Below are 11,445 nucleotides of genomic sequence, written 5' to 3'. Positions count from 1 at the left end.
TGAACCCCCATGTCTTCTTTATTGGCAACGTGACCTTCCGATCCGGATTCAACCCATATTCATTTTCGAGGAAAACCATGACCACTGCCCAGGCTGTGAACGAAGAACCTCCCGATACCACGGACGACGAAGCGCTCCCTCCCCTTCCCTCCTCCGCATCCCCTGACCCGAATTTCTGGGCCGACCAGGCCGCATTTCTGAACACCCATTTTCCCGGCGCCACGCGCAAGGAATGGGACAACTGGCGCTGGCAGCTCAAGCACCGCGTCACTTCGACAGATGTCATGGCCCGCATCCTCGGCCAGGACTCTCCACCCAGGGCCGCAAGCCCCCTCCCGGCCGCCGTGACGCCGTATTACCTGTGGGTGGCCTCGCACAACGCCGCCGTGCGGCGGTGCGTGCTTCCGGACATCCGCGAAACCCAGATCCAGCCCTTTGAACGCCCCGATCCCCTGGGCGAGGAAGGGCACACGCCCGTGCCCGGCATCGTGCACCGCTACCCGGACCGGGTTCTGTTTCTGGTCACGGAATTCTGCTCGACCTACTGCCGCTACTGCACCCGTTCCCGATTGGTCGGCCGAAAAGGACGTCACGCGGACCTGAAATCGTGGCAGGCGGCCCTGGACTATATCCGCGTCCACACCGAAATCCGCGACGTGCTCATCTCCGGCGGCGATCCCCTGACCCTGCCGGGCATGAAACTGGAATGGCTTTTGTCCCAACTGCGCCGCATCGGACACGTGGAAATCCTGCGCATCGGCACCAAGGTTCCGGCCGTGCTCCCGCAGCGGATCACCCCGACCCTGACGCGCATGCTGCGCCGCTACCATCCACTGCTGATGAGTCTGCATTTCACCCATCCCGCCGAAATCACGCCCGAAACGGCCCAGGCATGCAGCCGTCTGGCCGACGCCGGCATTCCCCTGGGCAGCCAGACCGTGCTTTTGGCCGGCGTCAACGACGACGTGGACACCATGAAACGCCTCATGCACGGCCTGATCCGCAACCGGGTCCGGCCGTATTATCTCTACCAATGCGATCCCATCCCCGGATCGGGGCATTTCCGCACGCCCGTGAGCACCGGACTGGACATCATCCAGGGCCTGCGCGGCCACACCACGGGCTACTGCGTCCCGACCTATGTCATCGACGCCCCTGGCGGCGGGGGCAAAATCCCGCTTCAGCCCGGCTATGTCCTGGGCCAGGACGAGCTCGGTCTGGCCCTGCGTAACTACGAGGGCCGGATTTTCCACTATCCGGACCACCGGGAGGCCGCACAATGCGCATCGGCCTGACCTACGACCTCAAGGACGAATACCTGGCGGCCGGATTTTCCGCCGACGAGGTGGCGGAACTGGACTGCGCCGTGACCATCGACGGCATCGAAGTCGCCCTGACCGCCCAGGGCCACACCGTGGACCGGATCGGCAATGTGACCGGCCTGACCCGCTCCCTGGCCGAAGGCCGGAGATGGGATCTGGTTTTCAACATCGCCGAGGGCGTCCGGGGTCTGGGACGCGAAGCCCAGATCCCGGCCCTGCTCGACGCCTGGAACATCCCCTACACCTTCTCCGGTCCGGAGCTGCTGGCACTGACCCTGCACAAGGGCTGGACCAACGCCGTGATCCGGGCCCACGGCCTGCCCACGGCGGATTTCCGGATCGTGGCCGACCAGGACACGGCCGAAGGGGTCGATCTCCCCTTTCCGCTCTTCGTCAAGCCCGTGGCCGAAGGGTCGAGCAAGGGCGTCAGCGCCAAATCCCTGGTTTGCGACCGTACGCAGTTGCGCGAGGTCTGCGCCCAAATCCTGACCACCTACCGCCAGCCAGCCTTGGTCGAAACGTATCTGCCAGGGCGGGAGTTCACCGTTGGCCTGCTGGGCAGCGGGCAAAAGGCACGGGTTGTCGGGGTGCTTGAAGTCCGGACCACGGCCGAGGGCGACCGGGCCGCCTACACCTTCGCCAACAAGCAGGACTGGAAAAAGCGCGTCGCCTACGATCTGGCCACGGACGCCAAGGCTCAGGCCGCGGCCGATCTGGCCCTGGCCTCCTGGCGGGCCCTGGGCTGCCTGGACGCCGGACGCATCGACGTGCGTCTGGACGATCAGGGCGAAGCCCGTTTCGTCGAGGTCAACCCCCTGGCCGGACTCAACCCGGAAAGCTCGGACCTGCCCATCCTGTGCCGAAAAGTCGGCCTGGAATACGACAGGCTCATCACCCACATCGTGGATTCGGCCCGGATGCGCATGGTCTCGGGCCAGAGAGCGTCAGGCCATGCCTGAGCGCCCCCGAAAACCCTTTACCGGCCGGGTGGCCGTGGTCCGCGAAGCGGTCACGGCCCAGGCCGGCCCCGATGCCCAGGACACCCTGATTCAGGCCGAGGCCGTGTGCCGCGCCCTTTCCCGGGCCACCTGCGCGGAAATCGAACTCGGGGATTCCCTGCCCGCCCTGGAAACGGATCTGCGCCGCTTCGCCCCGGACGTGGTCTTCAACCTGGTCGAATCCCATGACGGCCAGACAACCCTGGCCTGCGTCGCGCCAGCCCTGTACCGCCGGCTCGGCCTGCCCTTCACCGGCAATGAGGAAGCCGCCCTGCTTCTGGCCGGAGACAAGGCCGCAGCGGCGCGGATCATGAACGCCAGCGGCATTTTGACCCCGCCCGGCCTGTGTCTTGGCGATGTATCGCGGGGCGGATTCCCCGGCCCGGGAACCTATATCGTCAAATCCCGCTTCGAGGACGCCTCCGTGGGCCTGGACGAAAACTGCGTGGTCGCGGTCCGCACCGCTTCGGAGCTGGTTCAGACCATGCGCGCGCTGGCTCCGGCCATGGGCGGAGACTGCGTGGCCGAAAAATACGTGGACGGTCGGGAATTCAACCTGGCCCTGCTCGGAGGGCCTGGAAAACGGGTGTGCGTGCTGCCCGTGGCCGAAATGCTGTTCGACCCGGCCATGGCCGGCCCGCGCATCCTGCACTACGCGGCCAAATGGCATGAGGGCTCCCCGGCCTGGGCCGCATCGAGCCGCGCCTTCGGCCTCGCGGACAACGACCTGATCCAGGGCATGATCCGCGCGGGTCTGCGCTGTTGGGATGTGTTCGGATTGGCCGGATACGCGCGCGTCGATTTCCGGGTGGCGGCATCGGGCGAAATCCATGTCATCGACATCAACCCCAACCCGTGCCTGTCGCCGGATGCCGGTTTCGCGGCCGCCGGCGAACGCTGCGGCATGGATTATGCCGAACTGATCGAAATCCTGGTGGCCGAAGCGCTGTGGCGACGTAGCGGCCGGCCACGCCGGGAGCTGCAATGAACGCCCCCGTCATCTTCCGCGAACAGGTTCGGGAAGCGGATTGCCAGGCCGTGCGGGACATCGTCGCGTCGAGCGGGTTTTTTTCGGCCGAGGAAATCGACGTGGCCGAGGAATTGGTGCGGGAAAATCTGCAAAAAGGCGAGGCCAGCGGATACCGATTCGTCCTGGCCGAAGACGCTTCTGGCCGGGTAATGGGCTATGCCTGCCACGGTCCCACCCCGTGCACCAGCCACACCCATGATCTCTACTGGATCGCGGTACGGGAGGAGTCCAGAGGGCGCGGACTCGGTCAGGCCCTGCTGCAACGGGTGGAAAAACGCCTGCGCGCCGGAGGCGGCGGCAAGCTCATCGCCGAAACCTCCTCGCGAGCGCAATACGCCCCGACCAGGGCATTCTACGTCCGTGCCGGATTCACGGCCGAGGCCCTCATTCGCGACTACTACGCGCCAGGCGAGGACATCGTCTATTTCACGAAACAGGTGGCATGACCGCGCCGGTCAGGATGGTCAGGCCAGAATGGCCCGGTGTAGGGCGACTTCCCGGCGCAGTTCCGGAACAACGGCCAGGACCGGATCCATGTCCCAGGACGCGGGCAGGCCGCGCAGCCAGAATCCGGGCGGATTGTCGGGATAAAAGGACAGGCCGGTCCGGGCGGCCACATGGTTTCCAATGCGCAACATGATGCCCAGATGATTTTCCGGACTGTCATCCAGGGCGTTGAAGCAATCGACAACCGCCTGGCCCATGAAGGCCGGAAAATACCATCGATCCAGCATGTACTTGCCGGCCAGACAGTGATCCACGCCCTGGAACATGTCGTGTTCCCTGGCCAGGAAAACATCCAGATCCGCTGGCGGACCATCCAGGAAAAGCCGTCTGAACGCGCCTGGAAAATTATGGTGCAGGACCAAAAAACCAATGTTGTGCAAGATGCCCAGCGTGGACAAATAATCATATTCCTCGTCGTCCAGCTCCAGGCGGTCCTGCAGGGCCACGCGCAGCTTGTCCATGGCCAGGGAAGCCGTCAGACTGTGCAGCCAGATGGCCCGCATGACGTGCTCCGTGTCCGGCCGCACATGGGCGAAGGCGTCGCGGATGACGGTGCGGTAAAAAATCTTCTTGATTTCGTTGCGACCCGTGCGCACCACGGCGTTTTCCAAGCGGGTTGTCGGACACAGTGGGGCCAGGAAGGGAGAGTTGGCAAAGGAGATGATTCGTCCGGTCAACGCCGGATCCAGCTTGATGACCGCGACGATGTCGTCCATGTCCGCCTCGGTGTCGTTCAACAACTGCACCAACTCGAAAGAAATCTGGCGCAGGGAAGGAAGGTCGAAATCCAATTCCCGAACGGGAAGCGGCAGGATCAAATCGGTCATTGAATATCCCGAGGCAAAAAGTTTCACGGGCGGCGTCACCCACGGCCCTGGTCCTATCCCAGGGTGGCGTAAAAATGAAGAGAGGCGCATGGCCGGGCCAGCTTTGACGCAATGGCCCGAAACCTATAGGTTCGGCCGCGCAAATTCCACGCCCGAGAGGTCTTCATGAAAACGCCCCTGCTCCTGTGCCTGCTCCTTCTGAGCCTGACCGCCCATGCCGGACAGACGCCGATCACGTCCACCCCGCCCGTGGCATCCCAGCCAGTCCACTCCCCGCCCTGCTCCCAGGAATACACGGGCCTGAGCACGGCCTACGGGCAGCTTTTGTCCTTTCGGGACGATCCGCTTTTTATCCGGCACGGATTCACGGCCAACTCTCCCCACGCGGACTGGCTGGACCATGTCCGCGACCTTGGCCGCAAACCCGGCTATTCCCAACAAGGTCCGCGACTCCTGGCCATGCTGGCCGTGGCCATCAGGCAACATGGCGCGACAAGCGACGTATCGCGGGATTTCACGTCCCAGCTGGAGCGGGAATTGCGGCGTCTGCGCGACTCCCGGGTGCGACCGACCCCAGCGCCCACCCCTGCCCCCGGCGCCACCCCTCCGATTTCCATTCTGTACACCGGCGACACCCAGGGCGTGCTCCTGCCCCAACCCGTGCATGATTCCAGCGTGGGCGGGCTGGCGCGCAGAGTGTCGCTTCTGGACAAACTCCGGACCGAAAACCCCGACATGGTCCTCCTTGACGCCGGCGACGCCTTTACCTCCACCAGCCAGCAGGCCGGGCGCAACAACGCCATCATGGTCGAAGCCATGAACCGCATGGGGTACGACGCCATGGGCCTTGGCCTCCACGACCTGACCATGGGCGCGGCCCACCTGCGCGAGCTGGTGGACCGGGCCAAATTTCCGGTTGTCTGCACCAATCTGAATTTTTCCGGTGGCGAAAACTGGATCAAATCCCACGCCCTGATCACTCGGGGCGACACGACCCTGGCCGTGTTGAGCCTGACGCCCAATCCATCCCGGTCGCCAATTCCCGGCGCCCGATTCGTGTCGCCCAAGGAAGCCTTGCTGCGCTTCGTGCCCGAGCTCAAGGCCCGGGATCGGCTGATCGTTGTTCTCAGCCAACTGCCCCAGGCCGAGACCGAGGCCGCCCTGAACGGCATCGACGACGTGGACGTGGTCATCGCCGATGCCAGGGGACACGCCACGACGACAACGCCGCGAATATTTCCGGCCATGGCCAAGGGGCTGGGCATGGGGCAAATCGACCTCGAGGCCGAAAACGGGACTCCGACCGCTCAGGCCATGCATCTGTTGGACGAAGCGGTGGCGGACGCCGGGGTGAACGAGACTCTTGATGCCTGGAAATAGGCCGGCCATTGCGCCGCGCTCCGAAAAAAGCGGCGATCGTGATTTTTCCGGAACCGGATGCGGGCATCGCCCCCACCCGGAGCAATGACCAGCCCGTGAAGGATGCGGCGGAAAGAAAAGCAACCGGACGTGGCGGCCCGCTTCGGCTTGGGCGGTCGGCAGCCCGGAAAGAAAAGACCAGGAATCAGAGCGGCGCCAAAACCCGGACCTTGGCTATCAACTCCGAGCTGTCGTACGATTTGACCACATAGGCGTCGGCGGCCACGGACTTCATGTCAAAACGAAAACTGTCATAGGCCGTGCTCAAAATAACGGGCAGCTTGGGATGCTTTTGACGGATGGTCTGGAGCAGGTCCAGGCCGGACTTCCCGCCCAGTTTGATGTCCAGGATGATCAAATCCGGCTTGTGCTCGGCCACGAGAGCCAGAGGATTCACCGAGCCGTCGGAACCCACGACCACGTATCCCTGCTGTTGCAACTCCTCGGTATACAGCATGCGCACATGCGCTTCGTCGTCGATGATCAAAATGGTTTTCATGGGGGCCTCCTCGCGTTTCCCTTGGGACTTAACAAACATTTGTCGGTTTTGAAAAGGATTCCCCGACCCTGACTTGAAAAAACACCCCGCGCCACCCCGACCGGCCACCGGACCGCCCTTTCCATGGCACTGGCCAAGAGGTCCTGCTTCAGGGTATTCATCCCCGTGATCGTCCCACCTCATGCCAGGATACCCGGATGCCCGAACCAGACCACAAACTGTGCTCCTACCCCTTTGTCTCCCTCTGCCTGGTGGCTCTGTTCGGGTTCGGAAACATCGCCGTGTTCTACGGCTTTCATCCCTACCTGCTGTCCATCGGAATCGCGCCGTTCTGGGCAGGTTGGCTGCTGGCCCTGGAGCCCCTGGCCGCGTTGGTCCTGCGCCCGGTCATCAGTCCCTGGCTTGGCGCGGGCAACGCCCTGCCGGTCATGCGCGCCAGCCTGGTCCTCATCGGTCTGTCCCTGCTGGCCTATCCCCTGGCCCAGACAACGCCCCTGCTCGCGGCGTTGCGCGTTGTTCACGGGGCGGCCTTCGTGGCCCTGGTCTCGGCCACCACGGCCCTGCTCGTGCATTTCGTGCCGCCGCGAAAAAGCGGCCAGGCTTTTGGCCTGTTTTCCCTGACCACCCAACTGCCCTTCGCCCTCATGCCGCCCCTGACGGAATTTCTGCTGGGCCATGTTGCAAACGCGGCCCAGGCCTATGCCTGGATGGCGCTCATGATCCTGCCCGCCCTGGGGCTTCTGATCCCGCTTGGCCCCGTGGCGCGGGGACTTGCCGCCCACGCCCGGGACAACGCCCGCCCGGGGCCGGCGGACATCGGTCAGGCCCTGAACCGGGACGGCGTGTCCCGGATGCTCGGGGCCAGCCTGCTCGTGTTTCTGGGCTCCACCCTGCTCTTTTTCTTTATGAAGGATGTGGGCACGCGGCTGGGTCTGACCAACGCCGGCCTTTTTTTCACCGTGTCCACGGGCGCGACCATTCTTGTCCGGGCCGGAGGCAGCGCCCTGTTCGACCGCCTGAACAAACGCCGGACCCTCGGCACGGCCCTGCTGCTTCTGGCGACATGCCAAGCCGCTTTCGGCCTGGTGCGCACCCCGTTCGCCTTCCTGGCCGTGGCCGCCGTGTTCGGGGGCTGCATGGGCGTGGCCCTGCCCCTGGTCCAGTCCCTGCTGTTTCTCACGGCCGATCCATCCAGACGCGGCCTGACCGCCAATCTCATGCTCTCGACCATGGACGTGGGCTACGTCCTTGGACCCTGGGCGGGCGGAATGATTCTGGCCGCCGGTCTGTCTCACGCCGCCCTGTTCGGCCTGGCCGCCGTCATGAGCCTGGGAGCCTGCGGCCTGATCGCATGCACCAGCCTCGAACACCCATAACCCACAGGAAATCCCCATGCCCCGCACACGACAGGAATGCCTGGACTGGCTCCGCGCCAACCCCAAGGACATCGAATCCGGACAAAATGTCGAAATCGGCCTGTTTCGGCCCGAGGACGCAGAAGGCGTGGCCCGACTTTATTTCGCCATCTACGGCGACAATTTCCCCATGGATTATGTCTATGATCCCGAACAGATCGCGGCCGCCAATGCCGGGCCGGACCTGTATCACTTCGTGGGCCGTACGCCGCGCGGCGAGGTGGTCGGGGTTTCGGCTCTGTTCCGGATCGCGCCCAATCCCAAAATCATGGAGAGCGGCGGGCTGATGATCCTGCCGGAATATCGGGGCGGATTTTTGGTCATGAACCTGTCCAAGATCACCCTGGACATCGTGCCAGAGAAACAGAACCTTGCCGCGGTATTCGCCCAAAGCGTGTGCGACCATCTCATGACCCAGAAGTTGGCCCGGCGTTTCGGCTACCATCAATTCGCCCTGGAACTCGAAGCCATGCCGCCACGGCCCGAGGGCAGCATCGACGGCGTCGGCGGGCGGATTTCCCTGTTGAACGAACTGCGCATCTACCGCGACGCCCCGCACGCGGTGCATCTTCCCGCGTGTCACGCGGAGTTCATGGGCGCGGCCTATGCGCAGTGGGGACTCGCGCGGGAATTTCATGACGGCAAACCCCCGGAGGGAGCGACCCAAAGCGAGGTCCAACGCATGGACACCGCAGCCCTGGTCAAACTCCTTGTCGCCGCGCCGGGCGCGGACCTGGCCGAGGCCATCGAAGCCTTCGAGGCGGGGCATCCCGGTCGCCATGCCTATCACCTGCACCTGCCCCTGGCCCACGCCGGAACACCGGCCGCCGTGGAAACAGCCAGAAAACACGGCTACTTTTACGGCGGAGTGCTGCCGATGTGGACCGGGACGGATGTCTTGATGCTGCAAAAGCTGGCCGTTGCCCCGGATTTTTCCCTGCCCCGGCTGCTTTCGGACAAGGCCAGGGAACTCATGGCCTATATCCAGACCGACTGGGCGGCCGTAGGCCGATAACCAAAAATGCCGGGCGCCCCGGCCCTTATGCGTTCAGGCGTTTTTCGAAATCAGCGAGGGTTTTGAGTTCGCAGGCGTCTTTTTCGGAAATGGAAATCTGGAAACGGTCCGCGATGGCCAGCAATATGGCCGGGTAGTCCACGGAATCCACGCCCTGCTTGAACAGGGGCAGGTCGGGTTTGAGGGCCGCGACAACATCCGGATCAACCCCGGCGTTCACAAACAGATCAAGCAGATCCTGGCGGGTGACAGTCATGGTCTTCTCCAATTTTCAAGGTTTGGCGGAGCGTTAGCGCCGCAGTTTGTGTCGTTGGATCTTGCCGGTGGCCGTGCGCGGCAGATCGGCCAAAAATTCCACCCTGACCGGCACCATGTGCTTGGGCAGATGGGCCCGGACATGCCGACGCAGCTCCTGGGCCAGGCCGGGGTCGGGCTCGACGCCGGACGCGGGCACGACATGGGCCGCCGGATAGACCAGACCGTGCAGGATCAAGGCGGCCACTCCGCACTCGGCCACGGCCGGGTGGGCCTGCAGACAATCTTCCACCAAAACCGGCGAAACCCAGACCCCGCCCGTCTTGATCATGTCATCTGCCCGGCCCTGATAACGATAAAATCCGTTCTCTTCCACGCAAAGGTCGCCGGTTTCAAGCCACCCTCCGGGCAGCATGGCCTTGGCCGTGGATTCGGGTCTGTTCCAATACTTCGTGGCCACGCCCGGTCCGCGCACCCGCAACCTTCCCGAACGTCCTGGCTCCACACCCGCCCCGCTTTCGTCCACGAGACGGACCTCATATCCGGGCACGGCGCATCCCAGCGTTCCCGACCGGATCGCGCCGGGCCGGTTGGACAGAAAGACAAAGGCCGATTCGGTGGAACCCAGACCATCGAGCACGTCCAGCCCAAGCCAGTCCCGCAGGGCCGTGCCGACCGGAGCGGGCATGGCCTCGCCCGCCGAATAGCACAGGCGCAGGGAGGACAAATTTTCCTGGCCCGAACGGGCGCGCAGCAAGGACTGATACACCGTGGGCACGGAGAAAAAAGCGTTGACCCCATGCCGGGCGATGAGCGCCATGAGGACATCGGGATCCGGTGGACCGGGATGCAGAACCAGGGTCGCGCCCAGGCCCAGGGCCAGTCCGATCTGGGCGCCCAGACCATAGGCAAAGGAAATTTTGCTCGATGACAAAAAAACGTCGTTCGCGGCGTCCCCGAGCACGGCCGGCGCAAAAACACGGGCCTGCATGGCCAGATCGTCGTGGCTGTGGGGCACGCCCTTGGGCTTGCCCGTGGACCCGGAGGTGTAGAGCATGAAACCGGGCGCGTCGCCGCCGGGGGCAAAGACCGCCTCGGCTTCGGGCAGATTTCGGGCTGGCTCTGCCAGATCGGTCGTAAGGACAGCGCCATCCCAGTTTGTTCCGTGATCCCGCCCCGCGTCCAGCACCAACAGCTTCAAAGCCGCATCATGCAGGATGAACTCGCGGTCCGCCAGACTGGCCCGCTCGTTGATGGGCGTGGCCACGGCCCCGACCGCAAGGGCGGCCAGAAACCAAGACACCAGGGCCGGACTGTCCGGCAGCAACAGGGCCACCCGGTCTCCCGGAGTCACGTTCCGCCGCCGCAACTCGGCGGCCAGCGCATGGACATTCCGGGCCAGCCGCGCGTAGTCCAGACGCGTTTCTTCAAAAATGATGGCCGTCTTGCCGGGATGACGACGGAGGGCGTCATCCAAAACGCAAAAGGCGAAGTTGGCAGGCATGAATCCTCCTCATTTCCTGGGCACGGGATGCAGGGTTCCCTTGCCCGGATAGCCGTGGTCGTATTGAACATTGTCGCCCGGTTTCTCGAAATAGCCGTCACGCACGATTTCCGCCGGCCCCAAGTCCAAAATCTCGCTGACCGTGACGAAGCGCCAGCCCTGGTCCAGCAGCGCGTCCACGAAAAACGGAACAATATCCTGGGTCAACTTGGGCACGGCATTGGCGTGCATAAGCACGATGGACCCCGGCCTGACCTGTCCGGCGGCACGGGCCGCGATCTCGGCGGCCGAGCCATCGCCGCCCTCGCCCAGCACGTCCCATTGGATGATGGGCAGACCCATGCGGGCGAGATACCCGATGGTGGCCGGGGCGTTACGGCCGTAGGGCAGCCGGAACACGGCCATGCATACGGGCACGTGGGCCATCTCGGCCGCCATTCCCCGCGTCCCGGCCCGCGAGGCCAACTCCTCGCGCAAAAATTCGTACTGGGCCTGGGTCCAAAGGACTTGCTCACGGGTTTCCGCTTCGTCCATGAGGGCCAGATTGGCGTGGGTCCAGGAATGGTTACCCAGCTCGAAGAGTGGATCGGCCATGAGCTGCATGGCTTTTTCGGGGTGAGAACGCATCCACTTGCCGCCGGCGAAAAATGTGGC

The 11,445-nt window shown here is 64.1% G+C and carries 12 protein-coding genes; 7 read left to right on the top strand and 5 right to left on the bottom strand.

Annotated features, from left to right (window positions below; translation table 11 throughout):
• The first annotated feature begins 77 nt into the window (after positions 1-77).
• Genes EOL86_08315 through EOL86_08300 form a run of 4 tightly spaced genes read left to right on the top strand, consistent with a single transcriptional unit; the run spans position 78 to position 3,796 of the window.
• Positions 78-1,295 carry a KamA family radical SAM protein gene (locus EOL86_08315; protein NCD25579.1) on the top strand — a complete coding sequence of 406 codons (1,218 nt, stop codon included), beginning with the start codon at positions 78-80 and terminating at the stop codon, positions 1,293-1,295.
• Positions 1,280-2,281: a D-alanine--D-alanine ligase gene (locus EOL86_08310; GenBank protein ID NCD25578.1), complete on the top strand. Its 1,002-nt coding sequence runs from the start codon at positions 1,280-1,282 to the stop codon at positions 2,279-2,281. The genes EOL86_08315 and EOL86_08310 overlap by 16 nt, the downstream gene beginning before the upstream one ends.
• Positions 2,274-3,308 carry a D-alanine--D-alanine ligase gene (locus EOL86_08305; protein ID NCD25577.1) on the top strand — a complete coding sequence of 345 codons (1,035 nt, stop codon included), beginning with the start codon at positions 2,274-2,276 and terminating at the stop codon, positions 3,306-3,308. Before EOL86_08310 ends, EOL86_08305 begins: the two co-directional genes overlap by 8 nt.
• On the top strand, positions 3,305-3,796 hold the full coding sequence (locus tag EOL86_08300) for a GNAT family N-acetyltransferase (protein ID NCD25576.1): 492 nt from the start codon (positions 3,305-3,307) through the stop codon (positions 3,794-3,796). Before EOL86_08305 ends, EOL86_08300 begins: the two co-directional genes overlap by 4 nt.
• An 18-nt stretch (positions 3,797-3,814) precedes the next feature.
• Here EOL86_08300 and EOL86_08295 read toward each other — a convergent pair whose 3' ends face one another.
• Positions 3,815-4,774 carry an HDOD domain-containing protein gene (locus EOL86_08295; protein ID NCD25575.1) on the bottom strand — a complete coding sequence of 320 codons (960 nt, stop codon included), beginning with the start codon at positions 4,772-4,774 and terminating at the stop codon, positions 3,815-3,817.
• 75 nt (positions 4,775-4,849) lie between these two features.
• Here EOL86_08295 and EOL86_08290 point away from each other — a divergent pair, with 75 nt between their 5' ends.
• Positions 4,850-6,064 (top strand): hypothetical protein, encoded by a 1,215-nt coding sequence (locus EOL86_08290; GenBank protein NCD25574.1) that lies wholly within the window; start codon positions 4,850-4,852, stop codon positions 6,062-6,064.
• Positions 6,065-6,248: 184 nt separating this feature from the next.
• Here the strand turns inward: EOL86_08290 and EOL86_08285 are convergent, their stop codons facing one another.
• Complete coding sequence (locus EOL86_08285) at positions 6,249-6,602, bottom strand: response regulator (protein NCD25573.1); 354 nt, start codon at positions 6,600-6,602, stop codon at positions 6,249-6,251.
• Positions 6,603-6,799: 197 nt separating this feature from the next.
• Between EOL86_08285 and EOL86_08280 the strand changes: the two genes are divergently transcribed.
• Positions 6,800-7,978, top strand: a complete 1,179-nt coding sequence (locus tag EOL86_08280) for an MFS transporter (GenBank protein NCD25572.1) — start codon at positions 6,800-6,802, stop codon at positions 7,976-7,978.
• Between the two features lie 16 nt (positions 7,979-7,994).
• Positions 7,995-9,032, top strand: a complete 1,038-nt coding sequence (locus EOL86_08275; GenBank protein NCD25571.1) for a GNAT family N-acetyltransferase — start codon at positions 7,995-7,997, stop codon at positions 9,030-9,032.
• Between the two features lie 25 nt (positions 9,033-9,057).
• On the opposite strand, the gene EOL86_08270 is transcribed toward EOL86_08275, so the two are convergent.
• From EOL86_08270 to EOL86_08260, 3 genes are all read right to left on the bottom strand, one after another.
• The gene (locus EOL86_08270) at positions 9,058-9,288 is read right to left on the bottom strand and encodes an acyl carrier protein (protein NCD25570.1); all 231 of its coding nucleotides are present in this window, start codon (positions 9,286-9,288) and stop codon (positions 9,058-9,060) included.
• Positions 9,289-9,321: 33 nt separating this feature from the next.
• On the bottom strand, positions 9,322-10,791 hold the full coding sequence (locus tag EOL86_08265; protein ID NCD25569.1) for a benzoate-CoA ligase family protein: 1,470 nt from the start codon (positions 10,789-10,791) through the stop codon (positions 9,322-9,324).
• A gap of 9 nt (positions 10,792-10,800) precedes the next feature.
• The coding region (locus EOL86_08260) for a xylanase (GenBank protein NCD25568.1) at positions 10,801-11,445 on the bottom strand (645 nt) is incomplete at its 5' end.

This window comes from Deltaproteobacteria bacterium, from assembly GCA_009930495.1.
Classification (GTDB): domain Bacteria; phylum Desulfobacterota; class Desulfovibrionia; order Desulfovibrionales; family Desulfomicrobiaceae; genus Desulfomicrobium.
The sequence above is the reverse complement of the archived record's forward strand: the minus strand, read 5'-3'. Positions and strand labels throughout refer to the sequence as shown.